We start from the raw sequence: 25,155 nt of genomic DNA, 5'->3' as shown, positions 1-25,155 counted from the left end.
ACCCCAGGCACAAGGTCTGAGCGTACCTATCGCATTCGCTGCGGTCAAAACAAATGCGCGGGACCGGCGGCGGCGCCCGGTTCATCCGGCTTCCTCCCGGTCGGCGCCCGGGCTCACGAACGTGGGACAGGCACCCGGACCTCGCTCTTCTCGGCCGCCGTGTCGTCCCGGACGAAGTACGTCGGCCGGTTCTGCACGGCCGTGTATATGCGCCCGACATACTCGCCGAGCAGGCCGACGCAGATCAGCTGTACGGCGCCGATGAAGACGATGCCGGTGAAGAGCGACGTCCAGCCGGGCACCGTGCGGCCGAGGGCGAAGGCCGTGAGGGTGTAGACGAGCAGCCCCAGGCAGACCACGAAGGCGCCGGCGCCCAGCCAGGTGGCGATGCGCAGCGGGGCCGCGGAGAAGCCGGTGACGCTGTCGACCGCGAGGCGGATCATCCGGCCCAGCGGGTACTTGGTGCGGCCCGCGGTGCGCGGCGCGCGCTCGTACGTCACCTGCCCGCTCGGGAAGCCCAGCCAGGGCACGAGGAGGCGGTAGACCCGCTGCTGGTCCGGCAGGGCCTTCAGGGCGTCCACGGCGGCGCGGCTGAGCAACCGGAAGTCGCCCGCCTGCGCGGGGACCGTCGGGCCCGCCAGGCGCCGCATGAGGCGGTAGTAGAGGCCCGCGCTCCAGCGCTTGAACCCGGAGTCGCTGCTCCGGTCGGCGCGGACCCCGTAGACGATGTCGAGCCGCTCGGCACGGGCCAGCGCCAGCATGTCGGGGATCTTCTCCGGCGGATCCTGGAGGTCGGCGTCCAGGCTCACCACGTAGGCCCCGCACGCCCGGTCCAGGCCGGCGGTGAGGGCCGCCTGATGGCCGGAATTGCGCCGCAGCGCGACCACGCGCAGCTCCGGCCAGCCCAGCCGGAAGGCGGCGAGCAGTTCCGCCGTACGGTCGCCGCTGCCGTCGTCCACCGCCACGACCTCGTGGGCAACGCCCAGCTCCGTCAGGACCGGGCGCAGCCTGCTGACCAGCGCGGGCAGCGCCTCTTCCTCGTTGTACATCGGAATGACGACCGACAACACGATCGGTTCGTGCAGTTCCTCGTCCCGTTCCTCGGGCACCGCGCCTCCCCTCCCCCGAACAGCGAGCACAGATGTGCGACTCTTGTGCGATCTTATGGCAGCAATTGACGGTTGAGGGTGGACTGAGGGGGATGACAGCCATGGACACGGCTGCCGACGACACGGTGACCGACGCGTCGGCCGGCGCACGGGAACAACGGCTGTCCGACGAGCGCGGGGGACGCTCCTGGCGGACCTGGCCCCCGGCCCTGCCGCCCGCCGCGCGACCCTACCTCGCGCCGCTCGCCCTGTACGGCGTCACGAAGCTCGTCGGCCTCGCGGTCTTCGCCTCACTGCTGGAGTACGCCGGGGACTACAAGGGGAAGAACCCGCGCTTCGGCGGCGGCGCCCACTGGTGGGACGTCCTGGCCACCTGGGACGGCTGGTGGTACCTCCAGGTCGCCGAGCACGGCTACAGCCCCTCCCTCGTGCGGCTCGACTCGGACGGCCTGTTCACGGTCCAGCAGAACTCGGTCGCCTTCTTCCCGCTCTACCCGGCCCTGATCCGCATGGTCTCGGAGTCCACCGGCCTCGGCCTCTACGGCTCCGGGATCCTCGTCTCCGTCGTCTCGTCGTTCGTCGCGGCGGCGGGCGTCTTCGCCGTGGTCCGCCTCGTCGCCGGGGCCCGTGCGGGCACCATCGCCGCCGGGCTGTGGGCCGTGGCCCCCGGCGCGGGCGTCGAGTGGGCGGTGTACTCCGAGTCCCTGTTCGTCGCCATCGCCGCCTGGGCCTGCTACGCCGTGATGACCGGACGCTGGGTGACGGCCGGCCTGCTCGCCTTCACCGCGGGCCTGAACCGCCCCACGTCCGCCGTCCTGATAGGCGCCGTGGGACTCGCCGCGCTGGTGACCCTCGCGCGCCCGGCCGGCCGGCGCGAGCACGGGGTACGCGGCCCGGTCTACGCCATGATCGTGGCTCCCCTGGGCCTGCTCGGCTACATCGCCTGGGTCGGCTACCGCACCGGCGAGGCCACCGCGTACTTCACCCTCCAGCGCGAGGGCTGGGCTCACTTCTTCGACTACGGCGCCTACACCCTGGACGTGCTGCGCAACCTCGCGGTCGGCAAGGGCGACTACCACTTCGCCTTCTCCACCCCGGACCTGCTCTCGCTCCAGCTGGTCCTGGCGCTGCCCTTCCTGATCGCCCTGATGCTGCGCAAGAAGCCCCCGCTGGTGCTCGTCGCCTACACCCTGGCGACGATCGTCACCGTCCTCGGCACCCAGCAGATGTTCGGCAACACGATGCGCTACCTGCTGCCCGCCTTCCCCCTGCTCCTCGCCCCGGCCGCGGCCCTCGGCCGCCTGAGGCTCCCGAGCCTGGTGGTCTTCTTCGCCACGGCCTCCCTCGCCTCCGGCTGGTACGCGCACTACGTCATCTTCGAGCTGGGCGTGCCGTAAGCACCTCGTCGAGTACACGCCGAAGGGCGGCCACCCCTCCCGGGGTGACCGCCCTTCGGCGTATCAGGCGAAGACCCGCTTACTGGTTGTACGGACCGTAGTCGTAGTCCTCCAGCGGAACGGCCTGGCCGGAGCCCGTGCCGAACGGCGAGTAGTCGATGTCGTCGTAGCCGACGGCCGAGTACATCGCGGCCTTGGCCTCCTCGGTCGGCTCGACCCGGATGTTGCGGTAGCGGGACAGACCCGTACCGGCCGGGATGAGCTTACCGATGATGACGTTCTCCTTGAGGCCGATGAGGCTGTCGGACTTGGCGTTGATCGCCGCGTCCGTCAGAACTCGGGTCGTCTCCTGGAAGGAGGCGGCCGACAGCCAGGATTCCGTCGCCAGCGAGGCCTTGGTGATACCCATCAGCTGCGGACGACCGGAGGCCGGGTGACCGCCCTCCTGGACCACACGACGGTTCTCGGTCTCGAACTTGGTCCGCTCGACCAGCTCGCCGGGCAGCAGCTCGGCGTCGCCGGACTCGATGATCGTCACGCGGCGCAGCATCTGCCGGATGATGATCTCGATGTGCTTGTCGTGGATCGACACGCCCTGCGAGTTGTAGACCTTCTGGACCTCGCCGACCAGGTGGACCTGGACGGCACGCTGACCCAGGATGCGCAGCACGTCGTGCGGGTTGGTGGCACCCACGGTGAGCTTCTGGCCCACCTCGACGTGATCGCCCTCGCCGACCAGCAGACGGGCACGCTTCGAGATCGGGAACGCCGTCTCGTCGCTGCCGTCGTCCGGGGTGACGACGATCTTCTTGGTCTTCTCGGTCTCCTCGATCCGGACGCGGCCGGAGGCCTCGGAGATCGGGGCGACACCCTTCGGAGTACGGGCCTCGAAGAGCTCGACGACACGCGGCAGACCCTGGGTGATGTCGTCACCGGCCACACCACCGGTGTGGAAGGTACGCATCGTCAGCTGGGTACCGGGCTCACCGATGGACTGGGCGGCGATGATGCCGACCGCCTCACCGATGTCGACCAGCTTGCCGGTGGCCAGCGAGCGGCCGTAGCACATGGCGCAGGTGCCGACCTGGGACTCGCAGGTCAGGATCGAACGGGTCTTGACCTCCTCGACACCGTGGTGCACGAGCTGGTCGATCAGCACGTCACCGAGGTCGACGTTGGCCGGCGCGATCACCTTGCCGTCGATGACGACGTCCTCGGCGAGCATGCGGGCGTACACGCTGGTCTCGACGTCCTCGGCCTTGCGCAGCGTCCCGTCGGCGTCGCGCGTGGCGATCGGCAGCTTGAGACCGCGCTCGGTGCCGCAGTCCTCCTCGCGAATGATGACGTCCTGGGAGACGTCGACCAGACGACGCGTGAGGTAGCCCGAGTCGGCGGTACGCAGAGCGGTGTCCGCCAGACCCTTACGGGCACCGTGCGTGGAGATGAAGTACTCCAGCACGGACAGGCCCTCACGGAAGGACGCCTTGATGGGACGCGGGATCGTCTCGTTCTTCGCGTTCGACACCAGACCACGCATACCGGCGATCTGACGCATCTGCATCATGTTGCCTCGTGCGCCCGAGTTCACCATCATGAAGATCGGGTTGGTCTTCGGGAAGTTGTCGTTCATCGCCTCGGCGACCTCGTTGGTCGCCTTGGTCCAGATCGCGATGAGCTCCTGCGTGCGCTCGTCCTTGGTGATCAGACCGCGCTCGTACTGCTTCTGGACCTTCTCGTCCTGCGCCTCGTAGCCCTTGACGATCTCCTTCTTCGCCTCGGGAACGACGACGTCGGAGATGGCCACGGTGACACCGGAACGGGTCGCCCAGAAGAAGCCGGAAGCCTTCAGGTTGTCGAGCGTCGCCGCCACGATGACCTTCGGGTAGCGCTCGGCGAGGTCGTTGACGATCTCGGAGAGCTGCTTCTTGCCGACCTCGTAGTCGACGAACGGGTAGTCCTCGGGCAGCAGCTCGTTGAAGAGCGCGCGGCCCAGCGTGGTCTTCAGGGTGAAGGTGTCACCCTGCTGCCACTCCGGCTCGCCCTCCTCGCGGGCCGGGGGCTCCCAGCCGCGGGGCGGGATGGTGCCCACCGGGAAGCGGATGTCGACCTTCGACTGGAGCGACAGGTCGCCCGCGTCGAACGCCATGATCGCCTCGGCGGCGGAACCGAAGGCACGGCCCTCGCCCTTGAGGTCGCGGCCCTCGCCGTCGGTGGTGAGGAAGAACAGACCGAGGACCATGTCCTGGGTCGGCATCGTCACCGGACGGCCGTCGGCCGGCTTCAGGATGTTGTTCGAGGACAGCATCAGGATGCGGGCCTCGGCCTGCGCCTCCGCGGAGAGCGGCAGGTGCACGGCCATCTGGTCACCGTCGAAGTCCGCGTTGAACGCGGTGCAGACGAGCGGGTGGATCTGGATGGCCTTGCCCTCGACCAGCTGCGGCTCGAAGGCCTGGATGCCGAGGCGGTGCAGCGTGGGCGCACGGTTCAGCAGAACCGGGTGCTCCGCGATGACCTCTTCCAGCACGTCGTACACGACCGTGCGGCCGCGCTCGACCATGCGCTTGGCGCTCTTGATGTTCTGCGCGTGGTTCAGGTCGACCAGGCGCTTCATCACGAACGGCTTGAAGAGCTCCAGCGCCATGGCCTTGGGCAGACCGCACTGGTGCAGCTTCAGCTGCGGGCCGACGACGATCACGGAACGCGCCGAGTAGTCGACTCGCTTGCCGAGCAGGTTCTGACGGAAGCGGCCCTGCTTGCCCTTGAGCATGTCGGACAGCGACTTCAGCGGACGGTTGCCGGGGCCCGTCACCGGACGGCCACGACGACCGTTGTCGAAGAGGGCGTCCACGGCCTCCTGGAGCATGCGCTTCTCGTTGTTCACGATGATCTCGGGCGCACCGAGGTCGAGAAGCCGCTTCAGGCGGTTGTTGCGGTTGATCACGCGGCGGTACAGGTCGTTCAGGTCGGAGGTCGCGAAGCGGCCACCGTCCAGCTGCACCATCGGACGCAGGTCCGGCGGGATGACCGGCACGCAGTCCAGCACCATGCCCTTGGGGCTGTTGCTGGTCTGCAGGAACGCGGAGACGACCTTGAGGCGCTTGAGCGCACGGGTCTTCTTCTGGCCCTTGCCGGTACGGATGATCTCGCGGAGGCGCTCGGCCTCCTCGTCGAGGTCGAAGGACTCCAGGCGCTTCTGCAGGGCAGCGGCGCCCATGGAGCCGTCGAAGTACGTGCCGAAGCGGTCACGCAGCTCGCGGTAGAGCAGCTCGTCGCCCTCCAGGTCCTGGACCTTGAGGTTCTTGAACCGGCTCCACACCTCGTCGAGGCGGTCGATCTCGCGCTGCGCACGGTCGCGCAGCTGCTTCATCTCACGCTCGGCACCCTCGCGCACCTTGCGGCGCACGTCGGCCTTGGCACCCTCGGCCTCGAGCTCGGCCAGGTCGGTCTCGAGCTTCTTGGCCCGGGCCTCCAGGTCGGAGTCGCGGCGCTGCTCGATCTGCTGGCGCTCGACGGAGACGTGGGCCTCCAGCGAGGGCAGGTCGCGGGTGCGGCGCTCCTCGTCGACGTACGTGATCATGTACGCCGCGAAGTAGATGACCTTCTCCAGGTCCTTCGGGGCGAGGTCGAGCAGGTAGCCCAGCCGCGACGGAACGCCCTTGAAGTACCAGATGTGGGTGACGGGGGCGGCGAGCTCGATGTGGCCCATCCGCTCACGGCGCACCTTGGCGCGCGTGACCTCGACGCCACAGCGCTCGCAGATGATGCCCTTGAAGCGGACACGCTTGTACTTGCCGCAGTAGCACTCCCAGTCCCGGGTCGGACCGAAGATCTTCTCGCAGAAGAGTCCGTCCTTCTCGGGCTTGAGCGTGCGGTAGTTGATCGTCTCGGGCTTCTTGACCTCGCCGTGGCTCCACTGACGGATGTCGTCAGCGGTGGCCAGACCGATCCGGAGCTCGTCGAAGAAGTTGACGTCGAGCACTATGCGTCAATCCCTCTCAGGGTTGTAAGTCTTGGGGTCTGAAACGGGGGTCCTGGGGCCGGCGGGACTCATGGGCATGAGCCCCGCCGGACTCCCGTCAGACCTCTTCGACGCTGCTCGGCTCGCGCCGGGACAGGTCGATGCCGAGCTCCTCCGCCGCGCGGAAGACGTCCTCGTCGGTGTCACGCATCTCGATGGACATACCGTCACTGGACAGCACCTCCACGTTGAGGCACAGGGACTGCATCTCCTTGATGAGCACCTTGAAGGACTCGGGGATGCCGGGCTCAGGGATGTTCTCGCCCTTGACGATGGCCTCGTAGACCTTCACGCGGCCGGTCACGTCGTCGGACTTGATGGTCAGCAGCTCCTGGAGGGCGTACGCGGCGCCGTAAGCCTCCAGCGCCCACACCTCCATCTCACCGAAGCGCTGGCCACCGAACTGGGCCTTACCACCCAGCGGCTGCTGGGTGATCATCGAGTACGGACCGGTCGACCGGGCGTGCAGCTTGTCGTCGACCAGGTGGTGGAGCTTGAGGATGTACATGTACCCGACCGAGATCGGCTCCGGGAACGGCTCACCGCTGCGGCCGTCGAACAGCCGCGCCTTGCCGGACGGGAGCACCATGCGCTCGCCGTCGCGGTTCGGGATGGTGTGCTGGAGCAGACCGGCCAGCTCGTCCTCACGCGCACCGTCGAAGACCGGGGTGGCGACGTTGGTGCCGGGCTCGACCTTGTCGGCGCCGATGGCCTGGAGGCGCTCGGCCCACTCCTCCGCGAGGCCGGAGACGTCCCAGCCGCGGCTGGCGAGCCAGCCGAGGTGGATCTCCAGGACCTGTCCCGGGTTCATTCGGGACGGGACACCCAGCGGGTTGAGGATGATGTCGACCGGGGTGCCGTCCTCCAGGAACGGCATGTCCTCGATCGGGTTGATCTTGGAGATGACGCCCTTGTTGCCGTGCCGGCCGGCGAGCTTGTCACCGTCGGTGATCTTGCGCTTCTGCGCCACGTACACGCGCACCAGCTGGTTCACACCGGGGGGAAGCTCGTCGCCCTCCTCACGGTCGAAGACGCGGACGCCGATGACCTTGCCGATCTCGCCGTGCGGGACCTTCAGCGAGGTGTCGCGCACCTCGCGCGCCTTCTCACCGAAGATCGCACGGAGCAGGCGCTCCTCCGGCGTCAGCTCGGTCTCACCCTTGGGCGTGACCTTGCCGACGAGGATGTCGCCGGCGACGACCTCGGCACCGATGCGGATGATGCCGCGCTCGTCGAGGTCGGCGAGGACCTCCTCGGAGACGTTCGGGATGTCCCGGGTGATCTCCTCGGGGCCGAGCTTGGTGTCACGGGCGTCGACCTCGTGCTCCTCGATGTGGATCGAGGAGAGGACGTCGTCCTGCACGAGGCGCTGCGACAGGATGATCGCGTCCTCGTAGTTGTGACCCTCCCACGGCATGAACGCGACCAGCAGGTTCTTGCCGAGCGCCATCTCGCCGTTCTCGGTGGCCGGACCGTCGGCCAGGACCTGGCCCTCGATGATCCGGTCGCCCTCGGCGACGACGACCTTCTGGTTGACCGAGGTTCCCTGGTTGGACCGGGAGAACTTGGCCAGGCGGTACGTGATGTACGTGCCGTCGTCGTTGGTGGTGGTGATGTAGTCCGCGGAGACCTCCTGGACCACACCCGCCTTCTCGGCCTTGACCACGTCGCCGGCGTCGGCTGCGGAGCGGTACTCCATGCCGGTGCCGACGAGCGGGGACTCGCTCTTGATGAGCGGCACCGCCTGACGCATCATGTTCGCGCCCATGAGGGCACGGTTGGCGTCGTCGTGCTCGAGGAACGGGATCATGGCGGTCGCGACCGACACCATCTGGCGCGGCGAGACGTCCATGTAGTCGACGTCGTCACCGGGGACGTAGTCGACCTCGCCGCCACGGCGGCGGACCAGGACGCGGGCCTCGGAGAAGCGCATGTCGTCGTTGAGCGTGGCGTTGGCCTGCGCGATGACGAAGCGGTCCTCCTCGTCGGCGGTCAGGTAGTCCACGTCGTCCGTGACCTGGCCGTCGACGACCTTGCGGTAGGGCGTCTCGATGAAGCCGAACGGGTTGATCCGGCCGTACGAGGCGAGCGAGCCGATCAGACCGATGTTCGGGCCTTCGGGCGTCTCGATCGGGCACATGCGGCCGTAGTGCGACGGGTGAACGTCACGGACCTCGAAGCCGGCCCGCTCACGGGAGAGACCACCCGGGCCGAGGGCGTTCAGACGACGCTTGTGCGTCAGCCCCGACAGCGGGTTGTTCTGGTCCATGAACTGGGACAGCTGGCTGGTGCCGAAGAACTCCTTGATGGAGGCGACGACCGGCCGGATGTTGATCAGGGTCTGCGGCGTGATCGCCTCGACGTCCTGGGTGGTCATGCGCTCGCGCACGACGCGCTCCATACGGGCGAGACCCGTACGGACCTGGTTCTGGATCAGCTCGCCGACGTTGCGGATGCGGCGGTTGCCGAAGTGGTCGATGTCGTCGGTCTCGACGACGATCTCCCGGCCCGACTCGCCGACCGTCTCGGTCTCACCGGCGTGCAGCTTCACCAGGTACTTGATGGTGGCGATGACGTCGTCGGTGGTGAGCACCCCGGCGTCCAGCGGCTCGTCGGCGCCGAGCTTCTTGTTCACCTTGTAGCGGCCGACCTTGGCGAGGTCGTAGCGCTTCGGGTTGAAGTAGAGGTTCTCGAGCAGCGTCTGCGCGGCCTCACGCGTGGGGGGCTCGCCCGGACGCAGCTTGCGGTAGATGTCGAGCAGCGCGTCGTCCTGGCCCTGGGTGTGGTCCTTCTCCAGGGTGGCGCGCATGGACTCGTACTCGCCGAACTCCTCGAGGATCTGCTCGGTGGTCCAACCGAGAGCCTTGAGCAGGACGGTCACGGACTGCTTGCGCTTGCGGTCGATGCGCACACCGACCATGTCGCGCTTGTCGATCTCCATCTCCAGCCAGGCACCCCGGGACGGGATGATCTTGGCGGAGAAGATGTCCTTGTCGGACGTCTTGTCGATGGAGGAGTCGAAGTAGACACCCGGCGAACGGACCAGCTGCGACACCACGACACGCTCGGTGCCGTTGATGACGAAGGTGCCCTTGTTGGTCATGAGCGGGAAGTCGCCCATGAAGACCGTCTGGGACTTGATCTCGCCGGTCTCGTTGTTGGTGAACTCTGCGGTGACGAACAGCGGGGCCGCGTACGTGAAGTCGCGGTCCTTGCACTCGTCGATGCTGTTCTTGGGGGGCTCGAAGCGGTGGTCGCGGAACGTCAGCGACATCGACCCGGAGAAGTCCTCGATCGGCGAGATCTCCTCGAAGATCTCTTCCAGACCGGACTTGGTGGGGACGTCCTGACCGGAGTCCAGAGCCGACTCGACGCGAGCCTTCCACGCGTCGTTGCCGAGCAGCCAGTCGAAGCTCTCGGTTTGCAGCGCGAGAAGGTTCGGAACCTCGAGGGGCTCCTTGATCTTTGCAAAGGAGATGCGCAGCGGGGCGGTGCTGGCAGCGTTGTTCGTATTCGCGGTCGAGGCATTGCGCGAGGCGGCCAAGAGGGGGTCCTTCCGAGGGCTCGGACTCACTACGCGCGTACCGGCCCCTCTTCCGGGCACGAAGACAGGGGGCGTCTGATGTGGCTGAAGAGCCAGGTCAGACATGCTCTGGTCGTCGGTGCTCGGGCGAGGGCAGACCCCTGGTGACGGGCAGGGGGCAACTAACAGGCAGCGCAAAGGGTCAGTGTAGCCACATGGCACACTGATGTCCAGTGAAGGTCTCCGGGACCGTGTTCGCTCCTCGTTGTTCTCACCACCTGCGGCAAGGCCTCGCCCTCAACGCACCGTGATACTGCCCTCTTCGCCGCGGATCCATGCCTCGGATTCGGATCCTTGTTGACGACGCGTCCTGAGAATCGCGCGCTGCGTGCGGTTCGTCAAGGCCCCCCTTGCCCGAACCGCCTGCCGCCAAGGGGCTCTCAGGGCCCCGGCGACGGCACGACGAAGATCACCATACTCTTCGCCGTCGCGCGTGCAAGGCAGCCGCCGCCGGACCCCCGGATACGCCGAAGAGCGACCACCCGGATGGATGATCGCTCTTCGGTGCTGAGGCGTTACAGATCCTGACGGATCCGTGGTGCCTTCGCGGTCTTACTTGACCTCGACCGAGGCGCCGGCGCCCTTGAGGGACTCGGCGGCCTTCTCGGCGGCGTCCTTGGCGACCTTCTCCAGGACGGGCTTCGGGGCGCCGTCCACGAGGTCCTTGGCCTCCTTCAGACCCAGGGAGGTCAGCTCGCGCACGACCTTGATGACCTGGATCTTCTTGTCGCCGGCACCGGTGAGGATGACGTCGAACTCGTCCTGCTCGGCCTCGGCCTCGGCCGGGGCGGCCGGGCCGGCCGGACCGGCGACGGCGACGGCAGCGGCGGCGGTGACGTCGAACTTCTCCTCGAAGGCCTTCACGAACTCGGAGAGCTCGATGAGGGTCATCTCCTCGAACTGGGCGAGCAGGTCGTCCTGGCTGAGCTTCGCCATGATGGCGGTCCTTCCACTAATTCGGCAGGTGCCGGATGTACGGGGTGAGGCGGGCGTACGTCGGGCCCGCGTCGACCCTCACCTCATGCGGTTCATGCGGCGAGGATCGGAAAGCGAGCCGAGTTACTCGGCACCGCCCTGCTCGTCCTGCTTGGCACGGAGCGCGTCCACGGTGCGGACGAGCTTCGAGGGAAGCGCCTGGAAGAGCTGCGCAGTCTGGGACTGCTTGCCCTTGAAGGCACCCGCCAGCTTGGAGAGCAGAACCTCGCGGGACTCGAGGTCCGCAAGCTTCTTGATCTCGTCGGCGGACATCGCCTTGCCGTCAAGGACTCCGCCCTTGATGACGAGATTCGGATTGTCCTTGGAGAAGTCGCGCAGACCCTTCGCCGACTCCACCGGGTCACCGGTGACGAAGGCGACGGCCGTCGGACCAGCGAAGAGCTGGTCGTCGAGCGTGATCCCGGCCTCGTTGGCCGCAATCTTGGTCAGCGTGTTCTTCACCACGGCGTACTGGGCGTTCTCACCGAGCGACCGGCGCAGCGTCTTGAGCTGCGCCACGGTGAGACCGCGGTACTCGGTCAGCACGGCGGCGTTCGAGCTGCGGAACTTGTCCGTCAGCTCGGCAACCGCGGCAGCCTTTTCGGGCGTCGCCATAGAGCCTCGGCCTCCTTCCGGGTGATTCGGACCGCGCGGACCCGAAGGAGGACTGGGGAAAACGAAACGCCCCGGCGCAGGCGCACGGGGCGTGGCTCGACCGTGTGTCATACGCACGAGGCGCGGACTCCGGGAGCTCATCCACAGTCACCTGCGCGGGTCGTCCGCAGTTCAGCGGATCCTTCGGCCACCGTGCCCTCTCGCGAGCACACGGCAACGACCAGCGGTCTTTGGCTTCTCGGGAAGAGTACGTGAACGGGGCAGTGTCAAGCAAATCCGCCCGTACGGCGACTCAGCCCTGCTGGGACTCCTGCATCATCTCGGCCAGGTCCACGGTGTCCTCGGCGGGCGGGGCGGTGACCTTCACGGGCTCGTTGAAGCCGAGGAAGGTGATGGTCATGTCCAGCGGACCCTTGTCGGCGTCGCCGCGCATGCGGAACTGCTTGGTCTGGTCGTCGCCGTCGATCCACATGTCCATCGCGAGCTTGTCGACGCCCATCTTCTCGTACTGCTCGAGGCTCTTCTGGCGCTTCTCCCGGGTGGCCTCGTCCTCGTCGCCGAGGGACTTCTCCAGGTCGGCGAGGGTGACCGTGCCCTTGTAGTGGGTGGTCTGCACGCCGTCGACGGTCTCGGTGCCGACCTTCTCCACGTCCTTGGCGCCGGTGAGGAAGGTGGACTCGGCCGCCGGGTTCTTGTCTGCCTGGGAGGCGCCGCCGAGCTGGTTCAGCTCCTTGTCGGCGCCCAGCGCGGACAGGTCGAACTTGATCCAGCTCTTGCCGTCCATCTCCTTGGCCGCCTCGGCGCCGCCGCCGATGTACATGGCCTTGCCGACGAGCCGGATCTCCGCCTTGGCGTCGGCGCCCTGGTCGAGCGCCGTCATCTTCATGCTCATCGCGAGCGTGGGCTTGAGCTGCATCTCGGCTTCGGCCTCGACCCTCCCCTCCTCGGGGGCACGCCCGGTCATGCGGTAGCGGAGGGAGTCGATCTCCTCCGTGTTCTTCGCCGCCTTGGCGACGGCCGCCGCCGGCGACATCTTCGGGGACTTCTCGGCCCCCTCGTCCTTGGAGCAGCCCACCGCGCCTGCGGCGAGCAGCAGCGCGGCCAGCCCGGCACCCACGGGCACGCGTACGGAAGTCTTCATGGATTCCCCCCACGGAACACAGCGAGAAACAGCTCTCACCCAACAGGACGCGAGCGTACCCAAGCCGGTTCGAACAGTCTTGTGGATTGTGTGGATCAGCCGTCGCCCTGCGCCTTCAGGAGCTCCTTGAAGTCCGCCGTGTCGGCGGCGGGAGGCCGCTTCGCGGACACGGCGACGCCGTAGTCGCTGTAGTACGCGGTCTGGGTCAGCGCCCCGGTCTCCGTCCGCCCCCGCTCGACCTTCTTGACCAGCAGGTCCCGGTCGTCGACCCAGATGTCGACGGTCTGGGCCATCGTGCCGTCCACCGCGCCGTCCACCGTGCCGGTCCAGTGCGTGGTGCGCCGGCCGCGGGTCGTCTCCTCGCCGACCTCGCGGACATCGTCGGCGGCCAGCAGCCGCTTCACCGTCTGATGGGGCGTGGTCTCGCGCATCTGGTCCGCGAAGCCGGCACCCGTGCCGCCGTCCAGGCCCTCCAGGTCGGCGTAGACGTACCTGATCCAGTGCCTGCCGCCCACCCGGTCGGCGAACTCGTCGCCCATCTTCGCGTAGTAGGCGTCGGGCAGGTACCGGGCCTCCATGGCGGTGGTGCCGAGCCGGCGCATGGCCGCGGCGGTGGTGCCGCCGGTGTACGTGATCGTCAGGGTGCCGGTGAGGCCGTCGCTCCAGCCGAGGGCGCCGACGGCGTCCAGGGACAGCTCGCGGCCCATGACGGTCGTGGACTCGACCCTCGCCGAACCCGCCCGTCCGGTGGCCCGCTCCACGGAGCGCAGCGACCGCGTCGACCGGTCGGTGGCGTGGGGGGAATCGGTGGAGTCGGCGGACCCGCCGGAGGAGGTGCAGGCGGTGACGCACGCCAGCGCGGCCGTCACCGCCATCCAGACGACCGTACGGCGTGCCGTCGTGCCCGTCATACGCCCACCCCTTGTCCCCGTGTGCCCGTGCTGTCCCCGCGTGCCCCTGCGCGATGCCGCGCTGTCCGCACGCTAGCCCAGCGATCGGGCACCCGTACGGGAAAAGGGAACGGGCCCCGCACCTCGGAAGGTGCGGGGCCCGTGAACCGGTTGGGCGAGCCGTGGGCTCAGACCGCCGCCGGGTCCTCCTCGACGAGGAGGTTGCGGGTGCGGTTGGAGTCGACCGGGATGCCGGGGCCCATCGTGGTGCTGATGGCGGCCTTCTTGATGTAGCGGCCCTTGGCGGCGGACGGCTTCAGGCGGAGGATCTCCTCCAGCGCCGCGGCGTAGTTCTCCACCAGCTGGGTGTCGTCGAAGGACGACTTGCCGATGATGAAGTGCAGGTTCGAGTGCTTGTCGACGCGGAACTCGATCTTGCCGCCCTTGATCTCGGTCACGGCCTTGGCCACGTCCGGGGTCACGGTGCCGGTCTTCGGGTTCGGCATCAGACCACGCGGGCCGAGGACGCGGCCGAGGCGGCCGACCTTGCCCATGAGGTCCGGGGTGGCGACGACGGCGTCGAAGTCCAGACGGCCCTTCGACACCTCGTCGATCAGTTCGTCGGAGCCGACGATGTCGGCGCCCGCGGCGGTCGCGGCCTCGGCACGGTCACCGGTCGCGAAGACCAGGACCCGGGCGGTCTTACCGGTGCCGTGCGGGAGGTTCACGGTGCCACGGACCATCTGGTCGGCCTTGCGCGGGTCGACACCCAGGCGGAAGGCGACCTCGACGGTGCCGTCGAACTTGGTCGTGGAGGTCTCCTTGGCGAGACGGACGGCCTCGAGCGGGGCGTAGAGCTTGTCCCGGTCGATCTTCTCGTCCGCAGCGCGGAGAGACTTGCTGCGCTTGCTCACTACTGCTCCTGGTGGCTTCTTAGGAGTCGTGGTCCGGGCCGAGCAGGCCCTGCCACACTGTCCTGGCCTTGCGGCTACCGCCGCGCGGCTTGCTTACGGGGGTGGAGGTCAGCCCTCGACCGTGACGCCCATGGAACGAGCGGTACCGGCGATGATCTTCTCCGCCTGGTCCAGGTCGTTGGCGTTGAGGTCGGGCATCTTGGTGGTGGCGATCTCGCGGACCTGGTCACGCGTGATCTTCGCGACCTTGGTCTTGTGCGGCTCGCCGGAGCCCTTCTCCACGCCCGCGGCCTTGAGGATCATCTTGGCGGCCGGCGGCGTCTTCGTGATGAAGGTGAAGGAGCGGTCCTCGTAGACCGTGATCTCCACCGGGATGACCCAACCGCGCTGCGACTCGGTCGCGGCGTTGTAGGCCTTGCAGAACTCCATGATGTTGACGCCGTGCTGACCCAGCGCGGGGCCGACCGGCGGGGCCGGGTTCGCGGCACCGGCCTGGATCTGGAGCTTGATGAGCCCCGTGACCTTCTTCTTCTTGGGAGGCATAGCTCTCCGGGTCCTTTCGATTCGGGTCCTGCCCGCGTCCGGGGGCGACCCGGACACAGGCATACCGCACAACGATAACGGGTATGGATGTGCGGCCAAAAACCGAGCAGGTCAGACGACGCGCGAGCGTCTGCCTGACCTGCTCGGAAGCAGTACGTCCAGAGGAGTACCGGTGAGAGGTACTAGTTCTTCTGGATCTGGTCGAAGCTGAGCTCGACCGGGGTCTCGCGGCCGAAGATCTCGACGAGACCCTTGACCTTCTTCGAGTCGGCGTTGATCTCGTTGATCGTGGCCTGGAGCGTCGCGAACGGGCCGTCGGTGACGGTGACCGAGTCGCCGACCTCGAAGTCCAGGACCTGGACCTCGACCTTGCGCTGCGGAGCCGGCTTGCCCTCGGCCTCGGCGGCCTCGCGGGCGGCCTTCTCCTCGGCCTCCGGGGCGAGCATCTTGACGATCTCGTCCAGCGTCAGCGGGTACGGGTCGTAGGCGTTGCCGACGAAGCCGGTGACGCCGGGGGTGTTGCGGACGACACCCCAGGACTCGTTGGTCAGGTCCATGCGGACGAGGACGTAGCCGGGCAGCTTGTTCTGCCGGATCGTCTTGCGGTCGCCGTTCTTGATCTGGACGACCTCTTCCTGCGGCACCTCGGCCTGGAAGATGTAGTCCTCGACGTTCAGCGAGACGGCGCGCTGCTCGAGGTTGGTCTTCACGCGGTTCTCGTAACCGGCGTACGTGTGGATCACGTACCACTCGCCGGGCAGGACGCGCAGTTCCTGGCGGAGCGCCTCGATCGGGTCGACCTCGGCCTCGGGCTCCGCGGCCTCTGCCTCGGCCCCGGGCTCCGCGGCCTCTGCGGTCTCCGCTTCGGCGGACTCGTCCGCGGCCTCGGCGGTCTCGTCTTCGGCGGGCTCGCCCTCGGCCTCAGCGGTCTCGTCCGCGTCCGCGACGACGGCGTCGTCGGCAGCCTCGGCCTCGGCGGAGGCCTCGGTGTCCTCGTTGTCGGCGCCCTCGAAGGTGCCGGGCTCGTCCTTGACGGACTCGACCGGCTCGATGGCGTCGTTCACGTTCGGGTCAGACACGGTGGCTGCTTCTTCCTGGATACATAGGGGTGGAACACGCGAAAGGGGCGCCGGGTACCTCGGCGCCCTTCGCTCTCGACTCAGCCGAAGACGTACTTGGCGGCGTGACTGAAGCCATAGTCAATCAGAGTCACCAGGCCGATCATGATGACCACGAAGATGATCACGACGGTGGTGTACGTCGTCAGCTGGTTACGGCTGGGCCAGACGACCTTGCGCAGCTCCGCGACGATCTGGCGGTAGAAAAGCGCGAGGCGCTTCAGCGGGCCCTTCTTGGCACGCTTGCCGCCCTTGCGGGACTTCTTCTTGGAGTCCGGCGCCTCGTCCTCGGCATCAGGCATGTCGATGGAGCCCACGGCGTCCGTCACTCGTCCTCACCTGATTCCGGGTCGTGGCCGTGCCGCGCCCGGTTGGAGCCGCACGGCGGTGCATTGCTGTACGTACATGCGCACACATCCTGGCGAAGGTGTGTGTAGCAGGGCCGGAGGGACTTGAACCCCCAACCGCTGGTTTTGGAGACCAGTGCTCTACCAATTGAGCTACGACCCTTTGTGTGTCCCCCAACGTACCGCATACGCCCGGATGCTTGGAGTGCACCGGGTGGGCGCGGACCGCTGAAGGCCAACGAGGTGAGAGTGTACGTGCTCAACGGCCGGGCGTCGAACAGAAAGCACGTCCGGACTGGTGTTCAGGGCTGTCCACCGCCCGTGCCCCGCCCTTGACCCGCCCGGTGCCGTGTCCTGTTCAGTCCGTGAAACCCGTGTACCCGGGGAGTTTCCGGTCTGGAACGATGGGTCCATGAGCGCTGCAACCCCTCCCACCGAGCGCCGGGTCTCCGCCCGAGTCGGTGCGATCTCCGAGTCCGCCACCCTCGCCGTGGACGCCAAGGCCAAGGCCCTCAAGGCCGCCGGACGTCCGGTGATCGGCTTCGGCGCCGGTGAGCCCGACTTCCCGACCCCGGACTACATCGTCGAGGCCGCCATCGAGGCGTGCAAGAACCCGAAGTACCACCGCTACACGCCGGCCGGCGGGCTGCCCGAGCTGAAGGCCGCCATCGCCGCGAAGACGCTGCGCGACTCCGGCTACGAGGTCGACCCGTCGCAGATCCTGGTCACCAACGGCGGCAAGCAGGCCATCTACGAGGCGTTCGCCGCGATCCTCGACCCGGGCGACGAGGTCATCGTCCCGGCGCCGTACTGGACGACGTACCCGGAGTCGATCCGGCTGGCCGGCGGTGTCCCGGTCGAGGTCGTCGCCGACGAGACGACCGGCTACCGGGTCAGCGTGGAGCAGCTGGAGGCCGCGCGCACCGAGAAGACCAAGGTCGTCCTCTTCGTGTCGCCGTCGAACCCGACGGGTGCCGTGTACAGCGAGGCCGACACCGAGGCGATCGGCCAGTGGGCCGTCGAGCACGGTCTGTGGGTGCTCACCGACGAGATCTACGAGCACCTCGTCTACGGCGACGCCTTCTCCGTGTCCATGCCCGCACTGCTGCCCGAGCTGCGCGACAAGTGCATCGTGGTCAACGGTGTGGCGAAGACGTACGCGATGACCGGCTGGCGGGTCGGGTGGGTCATCGGCCCGAAGGATGTCGTCAAGGCCGCGACGAACCTCCAGTCGCACGCCACGTCCAACGTGTCCAACGTGGCCCAGGCGGCGGCGATCGCCGCGGTCTCCGGGGACCTGGACGCCGTGGCGAAGATGCGGGAGGCCTTCGACCGGCGCCGTCAGACCATCGTGCGGATGCTCAACGAGATCGACGGCGTGCTGTGCCCGGAGCCCAAGGGCGCGTTCTACGCGTACCCGTCGGTGAAGGCGCTCCTCGGCAAGGAGATCCGCGGCAAGCGCCCGCAGAACACGGTCGAGCTGGCCGCGCTCATCCTGGAGGAGGCCGAGGTCGCGGTGGTGCCGGGTGAGGCGTTCGGCACGCCCGGGTACCTGCGGCTGTCGTACGCGCTCGGGGACGAGGACCTCGTCGAGGGCGTGAGCCGGATCCAGAAGCTGCTGGCGGAGGCGCGGGACTGAGCACCGCTTCTCCCGCTTCCCCGGCAGGGGCCGCACCTCGGCGTCGAGGTGCGGCCCCTGTTTCTTTGTGCGAGCAAGACCACGTACGGGGAAAGTGCTGTCGGTCCGGGCGTGTCGTGCGGCAGGATCACGGAATGGAGCGTGTACGTGATGTCTCTGAACTGCCGAAGGCCCATCTCCACCTGCATTTCACCGGATCGATGCGGCCCGCGACCCTGCTGGAACTGGCCGACAAACACGGCGTGCGGCTGCCCGAGACGCTGACCGAGGCACTGGGCCGCGGGGAGTCGCCGAAGCTGCGGGCGACGGACGAGCGGGGCTGGTTCCGCTTCCAGCGGCTGTACGACGCGGCGCGGTCGTGCCTGCAAGAGCCGGAGGACATCCAGCGGCTGGTCCGGGAGGCCGCGGAGGAGGACCTGCGCGACGGGTCGGGGTGGCTGGAGATCCAGGTGGACCCGACGTCGTACGCGCCGAGGCTGGGTGGGCTGATCCCGGCGCTGGAGGTCATTCTCGACGCGGTGGAGACGACCGTGCGGGACACCGGGATCGGGATGCGGGTGCTGGTCGCCGCGAACCGGATGAAGCACCCCCTGGACGCGCGGACGCTGGCCCGGCTCGCGGTGCGGTACGCGGACCGGGGCGTGGTCGGGTTCGGGCTCTCCAACGACGAGCGGCGGGGCATGGCCCGGGACTTCGACCGGGCGTTCGCGATCGCGCGGGACGGCGGGCTGCTCTCCGCGCCGCACGGGGGCGAGCTGACCGGGCCGCTGTCCGTGCGGGACTGCCTGGACGACCTGGAGGCCGACCGGATCGGGCACGGGGTGCGGGCGGCGGAGGACCCCCGGCTGCTGAAGCGGCTGGCGGACCGGCAGGTGACGTGCGAGGTGTGCCCGGCGTCGAACGTCGCCCTGGGCGTGTACGAGAAGCCCGAGGACGTGCCGCTGCGGACCCTGTTCGAGGCGGGGGTGCCGATGGCGCTGGGCGCGGACGATCCGCTGCTGTTCGGGTCGCGGCTGGCCGCCCAGTACGAGATCGCACGGGACCACCACGGCTTCACGGACGCGGAGCTGGCGGAACTGGCCCGCCAGTCGGTGCGGGGGTCGGCCGCTCCGGAGGATGTGAAGGGGAAGCTGCTGGCGGGGGTGGACGCCTGGCTGACCGAGTAGTGACCGTCCCGCGTCCGTCCGCGTCCGTCCGTGTCCGTCCGGGTCCGTCCTCGTCCGTCTCGCGTTCCGGGCCGCGTCCGGGCCCCGCACCCGCGCCGGGCGTCAGTTCAGGAGATCCCCGCGAGCAGTGTCCGGGCCAGCCGCCGCGCGAACTCGTCCACCGGCGGCCGGACACCGCTCCGCGTCGCGTCGTACGCGAACGCCCGCTGCGAACAGGCACCCAGCAGCAGCGACGCGGCGGCGAAGGTGTCCGCGTCGGCGCGGACGCGCCCCGCGGCCTGCTCGGTGCGCAGGTAGGCGTCGAGGCCCTCGATCGGCAGGTGCGGCCCGGTCCCCAACTCGCGCATCGCGTCGTCGTGCCGTCGCTTGAGCTGCGTCTGGGCGTACAACGAGGCGGCGATCGGGAAGCTCTGCTCGTAGAACAGAGCGGCCTGGCGGGCGATCTCGGTGAGGTTCTCCTCCAGGTCGGCACGGTCCGGCTCGGCGGCGAGGCCTCGGAGCAGGGGGGTCAGCCGCGGCAGCCGTTCGGACAGCACGCGGATGAAGAGCTCCTCCTTGCTCGCGAAGTGCTTGTACAGCGCGGCCTCGGAGCAGTCGGCTCCCCTCGCGATCTCCTTCGTGGTGGCGCGGGCCAGCCCGACGGTCAGCATCAGCTCGTGGGCGGCGTCCAGGATGCGTTCCCGGACCGGCTTGGCGGGCGGCATGACTGCTCCAGTCGGGCTTGACGAATGGGTGAGTACTTACTCACCCTAAGGTAGCGAGTGGTGAGTGAGTACTCACCCACTGAGGAACGCCAGCCAGGCGCATCAGTCAGAGCGCGGCCACGCCGCCGCGCGGAACGGAGTACGCCATGAAGCTCACCGTCTTCGGTGCCACCGGAGGCATCGGCCAGGAGGTCGTCCGGCAGGCACTCGGTGCCGGACACCAGGTCACGGCCGTCGTGCGGGATCCCGCGCGGCTGTCCGTGACCGGCGAGCGCCTGGAGGTCTTCCGCGCGGATCCGGGCGACGCGGCAGCGGTACGGCCGGCGGTGGCCGGGCGCGATGCCGTGCTGTCCGGGCTCGGCCCGCGCCGCCGCGCCGACGCCGGGGTCGCGACCAGGCTGACCCGGACGGTGCTCGGAGCGATGGAGGCGGAAGGCGTGCGCAGGCTGCTGGTCGTCAGTGCCGCCCCGGTCGGGCCCGAGCCGCGGGACGCCGGCCTGCTGGACCGGGGCGCACGCGGCGTCGTGTCCGCCCTCCTCAAGGACGTCTACGCCGATCTGCGCGCCATGGAGGCCGAACTGGCGCGCAGCGCCACCGACTGGACGGCTCTCCGGCCACCGCGGCTGCAGGACAAGCCCCTGTCCGGCCGGTACCGGACGGTGGTCGGGGGCTTCCCGTCCAAGGGCCGTTTCGTGGGCCGCGCCGACGTCGCCCACGCGATGCTCGCGATGGTCGAGGACGCGGGGACCGTCAAGCAGGGCGTGGGGGTGGCCTACTGACGCCCTCGGGACTCGGGACTCGGGACTCGGGACTCGGGACTCGGGACTCGGGACTCGGCTAGAGGCTGACGCCGACCGTCACCGGTTCGTTGACCAGTGTGACGCCGAAGGCCTCACGGACCCCGGCGACGACCTCGCGCGCCAGTGCGAGCAGGTCCTCCGTGGTCGCCTCGCCGCGGTTGGTGAGGGCGAGGGTGTGTTTGGTGGAGATGCGGGCGGGGCCGGTGCCGTAGCCCTTGGTGAAGCCGGCCTTGTCGATCAGCCAGGCCGCGGAGGTCTTGATACGGCCCTCCCCGGCCGGGAAGGCGGGCGGCTCGACGCCGGTGCCGAGGCGCTCGTCCACGCGGGCGCGGAAGGCGGCGAACTCCTCCTCCGTGAGGATCGGGTTGGTGAAGAACGACCCGGCCGACCAGGTGTCGTGGTCCTCGGGGTCCAGGACCATGCCCTTGCCGGCCCGCAGCTTCAGCACGGTGTCACGGGCTTCGTCCAGCGGTACCCGCTCGCCGGGCGCCACACCGAGGGCGCGGGCCGTCTCGGCGTATCGGAGGGGCGCGGAGAGCCCGTCGGCGTTCTCCAGCTCGAAGCGGACGCGCAGGACGACGTACCTCTCGGGCTCCGCCTTGAATCGGCTGTGGCGGTAGGAGAAGCCGCAGTCGGTGTTGGTGAGGGCGATCGTCTCGCGGGACCTGCGGTCGTACGCGATCACCTCGGTGATCGTGGAGGAGACCTCCTGGCCGTACGCGCCGACGTTCTGGATGGGGGTGGCGCCCGCCGAGCCGGGGATGCCGGCCAGGCACTCGACGCCGGCGAGCCCGGCCTCGACGGTACGGGCGACGGCGTCGGTCCAGGTCTCGCCGGCCGCAAGCTCCAGCGTCGTGCCGTCGAGGGAGAGGCCGCGCGTGGCGATGCGCAGGGCGGTGCCCTCGAAGCCCTTGTCGCCGATGACCAGGTTGGATCCACCGCCGATGAGGAGCAGGGGCGCGCCGGTGTCGTCGGCCTCGCGGACGGCGGCGATCACCTCGGCGTCGGTCGTGGCCGTGACCAGCCGGGTCGCCGGTCCTCCCAGCCGGAAGGTGGTCAGCGGGGCGAGGGGAGCGTCGTGGAGTTCCTGCACGCGCTCAAGACTACGAGACCGCACCGACAGCCCCGGGCAGCGGGAAACGCCCCGACCGGTCGGCCGGGGCGTTTCCGTCCTCATATCCGTCCGCAGCCGGCTCTCACTTCAGGCGCTCTCGTACCTCGGCCCAGCTCACCGGGAGCTCGTCGCTCGGTGCCGGCCAGGAGGCGAACTTCGAGTCCCGCATCTGCGCGGACAGCCCGCGGGAGATCGGCGCGTGGGCACCGGAGTGGGCGAACGCTTTGAGCGCCTCGGGCGACTCCCACGCGGACAGCGTCCAGAAGGTCCGCTTGAAGGGTTCCGCCTTCAGGGAAGCGCCGTACGCTCCGGGCGCGCCCCTGATCTGGCGCCACACACCCGGCGTGCGCGCCAGGAACCTCAGCGCTCCCCACAGCGAGCGGGTCTCGAAACGGGAGGCGAAGACGTGGACCTCGGTGGCCTGCGGCGGCCGGTTCGGCACGGTCCAGGGGAGGGTGGGCATCTCGGGCTCCTTTTGCGGCTTGTTCCGTGGTTTGTCCTGCGGTTGTTCTGCGGTTCGTTCCGTAGTTCGTTCCGTGGGTGCTTCTGCGGTTCGTTCCGTGGGTCGTCCGTGTGCCGTCCATGTCCTGGCTCTCGGATGTCAGGCGGTCAGCGGGAGGGCGCTCCATCGGCCGCTCCACCGGCCGGCGCACCGGCCGTTGCACCGGCCGTTGCACCCGTCGCTCCACCGGCCGGTGCACCGGTCGCTCCACCGGCCGCGACGAGCGCCGGCTCGGTCACCGACTCCGGCCCGTGCTCGTCCGCGGGCCCCTGCTCGTCCATGGGCGCTTGGCCGTCCCGGCGGCGGGACGGGACCAGCAGTGCCGCGAGGCCTCCCAGTGCCACCAGCCCGGCGCCCACCGCGACCGCCGGCCGCAGCCCGTCGACGAAGGACTGCCCGGACTCGTAGCCGCCCTGTGCCGCGAAGATCGAGGCCATGACCGCGATGCCGAGCGCACCGCCCACCTCCCGCAGGGCGTTGTTGGCGCCGGAGGCGACGCCCTGCTCCTTCGGGACGACGCTGGACATCACCAGGGCGGAGGCGGGTGCGAAGAACAGGGCCATGCCGATGCCGCTGAGGATCAGCCCCGGCAACTGGACGGCGTAGGAGGCGTCCGCCGTGATCACGGAGGCGAGGTAGCCGAGGCCGGCCGCCTGGAGGAAGAGTCCGGTGGCGAGGACCGGACGCCCTCCGATCCGGTCCGACAGGATGCCGGCGATCGGAGCGACCAACATCGGCATGCCGGTCCAGGGCAGCATGCGCAGCCCCGCCTCGGTGGGCGTGTAGCCGAGCACGTACTGCATGTACTGACTGAGAAGGAAGATCGAACCGAACATCCCCAGGAACATCAGCAGGCTCGCCGCGTTGATTCCGGAGAAGGCACGGGATCGGAAGAGCCTCATGGGGAGCATGGCGTTCTTGCTGTTGATGCCGTGACGGACGAAGCCGGTCAGCAGCGCCGCGCCGGCGAACAGAGCGGTCAGTACGACAGGGCCGGTCCAGCCGTCGACGGGGCCGCGGACCAGCCCGTAGACGATGCCGAAGAGTCCGCCGCTGGCGAGCAACGTGCCGGGAATGTCGAGCGGGGCGCCGGTGCCGTACGACTCGGAGAGGCGGAGGCGGGCGAGCGGCAGCAGGGCGAGCCCCAGCGGAACGTTCAGCCAGAAGATCCACTGCCAGGAAATGTGCTCGGTGAGGCTGCCGCCGACCAGCGGGCCGGACGCCACGGCGAGCCCGTTGACGGCGCCCCAGATTCCGTATGCCATTCCGCGCCGTTCGGCGGGCACGGCGGCCGTCAGGATGGTCAGCGTGAGCGGCATCATGATCGCCGCACCGACGCCCTGGACCGCGCGGGCGGCGATGAGCGAGTCGATGCCGGGCGCCAGGGCCGCGGCGGCCGATGCGCCGGTGAAGACGGTGAGACCGACCACGAAGAGCCTGCGGCGGCCGAAGCGGTCACCGAGGGCCGCGCCGAACATCAGCAGCACCGCGAAGGTGAGCGTGTAGGCGCTCACGGTCCATTCCAGGTCGTGCAGTTCCCCGCCCAGATCCTCCCGGATGGATGGCAGGGCGGTGGTGACGACGAGGTTGTCCAGGGCCGCCATGAAACCGGCGACGCTGGTGATGACGAGGGCCCATCCCGCTCCCCCGCGACGTGCGCTTTGTCGTGACATCTCTCCCCCACAAGGTGCTCACTGCTTGCGGTCATTTTGATTAGTGATCAATAACTAATTTTCTGGCGCATACGAAAGGGCTCAATCCGGCAGTTCCCTGCCCGCCGGCACGCTTCCGCTTCCGCTTCCGCATCCGCACAGATCCACGCAGATCCACGCAGATCCGCATGCCTCCGTGCGTGTCGCGCACCGATGCATCCCTACGCGTCTTCCCCACTCCGCCTGACCTGCGCCGAGATGTGGAGGCCGTCCCAGATCCGGTGCTCCGGCGGGAAGCCCATGCCGGCCAGTGCGTTGATGAGCATGCCGTACGCCATGAAGGTCGTCGCCTCGCCGACATCGCCGCCCAGGGGCAGACGTACGGCGTCCCAGAGATCCAGCCAGCCCCTGCGGACCATCTCCCCGAACTCGCGATCCCCTGCCGCCTCCGCCGCCGCGACCGTGACGTACACCTGCAACTGCATCTGGAGCTGCTCGGGCTGCTCGCTGATCAGCCGCGTGTAGGCCTCGGCCATGGCCTGCAGGGCGTCCTCGCCGTGCAGGCCCTCGGACGACACCTCGAAGACCCGGCGCATGTCCTGGAGACAGCGTTCCGCCACCGCGAGGAAGATCGCCTTCTTGCCCGGAAAGAGCCGGAAGAGGTACGGCTGGGAGACTCCCACCCGCTTGGCGATGGCGTCCGTGGACGTGCCGTGATAGCCGCCCCGGGCGAACTCGCTCATCGCCGCGCGAATGACGCTCTCACGCCGCTCCTCTGCGCTCATCCTGACCATGCGAGTAAGTTAGTGCTCAATCACTAACTGTGTCAATCAGCAGACCCGGGCCGGCCGCACAACTGCCCGCTACCTCCCACTACCGCCTGCGGATGCACCCGGCCGCCCTCGTCGATCACCTGGTCAATCGCCTC

At 68.8% G+C, this 25,155-nt stretch carries 20 protein-coding genes and 1 tRNA gene; 4 read left to right on the top strand and 17 right to left on the bottom strand.

Annotated elements, in window-relative coordinates; all coding sequences use genetic code 11:
* Positions 1–113: 113 nt before the first annotated feature.
* Positions 114–1,109: a glycosyltransferase family 2 protein gene (locus ACZ4V1_RS05315; protein WP_468329642.1), complete on the bottom strand. Its 996-nt coding sequence runs from the start codon at positions 1,107–1,109 to the stop codon at positions 114–116.
* 101 nt (positions 1,110–1,210) lie between these two features.
* Between ACZ4V1_RS05315 and ACZ4V1_RS05310 the strand changes: the two genes are divergently transcribed.
* On the top strand, positions 1,211–2,506 hold the full coding sequence (locus ACZ4V1_RS05310; protein ID WP_468329639.1) for a hypothetical protein: 1,296 nt from the start codon (positions 1,211–1,213) through the stop codon (positions 2,504–2,506).
* A gap of 79 nt (positions 2,507–2,585) precedes the next feature.
* On the opposite strand, the gene ACZ4V1_RS05305 is transcribed toward ACZ4V1_RS05310, so the two are convergent.
* The 11 genes from ACZ4V1_RS05305 to ACZ4V1_RS05255 form a co-directional block, all read right to left on the bottom strand.
* Entirely contained in the window at positions 2,586–6,485 is a 3,900-nt protein-coding gene (locus tag ACZ4V1_RS05305) for a DNA-directed RNA polymerase subunit beta' (protein WP_468329636.1), read from the bottom strand.
* Between the two features lie 97 nt (positions 6,486–6,582).
* Entirely contained in the window at positions 6,583–10,068 is a 3,486-nt protein-coding gene (gene rpoB / locus ACZ4V1_RS05300; protein ID WP_468329633.1) for a DNA-directed RNA polymerase subunit beta, read from the bottom strand.
* 591 nt (positions 10,069–10,659) lie between these two features.
* Entirely contained in the window at positions 10,660–11,043 is a 384-nt protein-coding gene (gene rplL, locus ACZ4V1_RS05295) for a 50S ribosomal protein L7/L12 (RefSeq protein WP_104785523.1), read from the bottom strand.
* A 123-nt stretch (positions 11,044–11,166) separates the two neighbouring features.
* Positions 11,167–11,697 carry a 50S ribosomal protein L10 gene (gene rplJ, locus ACZ4V1_RS05290; RefSeq protein ID WP_366849100.1) on the bottom strand — a complete coding sequence of 177 codons (531 nt, stop codon included), beginning with the start codon at positions 11,695–11,697 and terminating at the stop codon, positions 11,167–11,169.
* Between the two features lie 292 nt (positions 11,698–11,989).
* Positions 11,990–12,838, bottom strand: coding sequence for an SCO4651 family lipoprotein (locus tag ACZ4V1_RS05285; protein ID WP_468329629.1), 849 nt, complete (start codon positions 12,836–12,838; stop codon positions 11,990–11,992).
* Between the two features lie 95 nt (positions 12,839–12,933).
* Positions 12,934–13,749 (bottom strand): SCO4651 family lipoprotein, encoded by an 816-nt coding sequence (locus ACZ4V1_RS05280; RefSeq protein ID WP_468329626.1) that lies wholly within the window; start codon positions 13,747–13,749, stop codon positions 12,934–12,936.
* A gap of 167 nt (positions 13,750–13,916) precedes the next feature.
* The gene (gene rplA, locus ACZ4V1_RS05275) at positions 13,917–14,642 is read right to left on the bottom strand and encodes a 50S ribosomal protein L1 (RefSeq protein WP_468329623.1); all 726 of its coding nucleotides are present in this window, start codon (positions 14,640–14,642) and stop codon (positions 13,917–13,919) included.
* Positions 14,643–14,750: 108 nt separating this feature from the next.
* Positions 14,751–15,185 (bottom strand): 50S ribosomal protein L11, encoded by a 435-nt coding sequence (gene rplK / locus ACZ4V1_RS05270; RefSeq protein WP_003974315.1) that lies wholly within the window; start codon positions 15,183–15,185, stop codon positions 14,751–14,753.
* A 182-nt stretch (positions 15,186–15,367) separates the two neighbouring features.
* The gene (nusG, locus tag ACZ4V1_RS05265) at positions 15,368–16,264 is read right to left on the bottom strand and encodes a transcription termination/antitermination protein NusG (RefSeq protein ID WP_468329620.1); all 897 of its coding nucleotides are present in this window, start codon (positions 16,262–16,264) and stop codon (positions 15,368–15,370) included.
* A gap of 80 nt (positions 16,265–16,344) precedes the next feature.
* The gene (gene secE / locus ACZ4V1_RS05260) at positions 16,345–16,632 is read right to left on the bottom strand and encodes a preprotein translocase subunit SecE (protein WP_453843230.1); all 288 of its coding nucleotides are present in this window, start codon (positions 16,630–16,632) and stop codon (positions 16,345–16,347) included.
* Between the two features lie 108 nt (positions 16,633–16,740).
* Positions 16,741–16,813, bottom strand: a tRNA-Trp gene (locus ACZ4V1_RS05255).
* A 249-nt stretch (positions 16,814–17,062) separates the two neighbouring features.
* Here ACZ4V1_RS05255 and ACZ4V1_RS05250 point away from each other — a divergent pair.
* Together ACZ4V1_RS05250 and ACZ4V1_RS05245 are read left to right on the top strand one after the other, a co-directional pair.
* The gene (locus tag ACZ4V1_RS05250; RefSeq protein ID WP_468329615.1) at positions 17,063–18,289 is read left to right on the top strand and encodes a pyridoxal phosphate-dependent aminotransferase; all 1,227 of its coding nucleotides are present in this window, start codon (positions 17,063–17,065) and stop codon (positions 18,287–18,289) included.
* Positions 18,290–18,423: 134 nt separating this feature from the next.
* Positions 18,424–19,455, top strand: a complete 1,032-nt coding sequence (locus ACZ4V1_RS05245; RefSeq protein ID WP_468329612.1) for an adenosine deaminase — start codon at positions 18,424–18,426, stop codon at positions 19,453–19,455.
* Between the two features lie 107 nt (positions 19,456–19,562).
* Here the strand turns inward: ACZ4V1_RS05245 and ACZ4V1_RS05240 are convergent, their stop codons facing one another.
* Complete coding sequence (locus tag ACZ4V1_RS05240; protein WP_468329609.1) at positions 19,563–20,159, bottom strand: TetR/AcrR family transcriptional regulator; 597 nt, start codon at positions 20,157–20,159, stop codon at positions 19,563–19,565.
* 146 nt (positions 20,160–20,305) lie between these two features.
* On the opposite strand from ACZ4V1_RS05240, the gene ACZ4V1_RS05235 reads away from it, so the two are divergent.
* Entirely contained in the window at positions 20,306–20,938 is a 633-nt protein-coding gene (locus ACZ4V1_RS05235) for an NAD(P)-dependent oxidoreductase (RefSeq protein ID WP_468329606.1), read from the top strand.
* A gap of 58 nt (positions 20,939–20,996) precedes the next feature.
* Here ACZ4V1_RS05235 and ACZ4V1_RS05230 read toward each other — a convergent pair whose 3' ends face one another.
* From ACZ4V1_RS05230 to ACZ4V1_RS05215, 4 genes are all read right to left on the bottom strand, one after another.
* Positions 20,997–22,136, bottom strand: a complete 1,140-nt coding sequence (locus tag ACZ4V1_RS05230) for a UDP-N-acetylmuramate dehydrogenase (RefSeq protein WP_468329603.1) — start codon at positions 22,134–22,136, stop codon at positions 20,997–20,999.
* A gap of 19 nt (positions 22,137–22,155) precedes the next feature.
* The gene (locus tag ACZ4V1_RS05225; protein ID WP_468329600.1) at positions 22,156–22,536 is read right to left on the bottom strand and encodes a DUF3291 domain-containing protein; all 381 of its coding nucleotides are present in this window, start codon (positions 22,534–22,536) and stop codon (positions 22,156–22,158) included.
* Positions 22,537–22,682: 146 nt separating this feature from the next.
* Positions 22,683–24,248 (bottom strand): MFS transporter, encoded by a 1,566-nt coding sequence (locus ACZ4V1_RS05220; protein ID WP_468329597.1) that lies wholly within the window; start codon positions 24,246–24,248, stop codon positions 22,683–22,685.
* A 200-nt stretch (positions 24,249–24,448) separates the two neighbouring features.
* The gene (locus ACZ4V1_RS05215; protein WP_468329594.1) at positions 24,449–25,021 is read right to left on the bottom strand and encodes a TetR/AcrR family transcriptional regulator; all 573 of its coding nucleotides are present in this window, start codon (positions 25,019–25,021) and stop codon (positions 24,449–24,451) included.
* Positions 25,022–25,155: the final 134 nt, after the last annotated feature.

Source organism: Streptomyces sp. NPDC028991, assembly GCF_055564775.1.
Note: the sequence above shows the minus strand (reverse complement) of the source record. Positions and strands in the feature narration are given on the sequence as shown.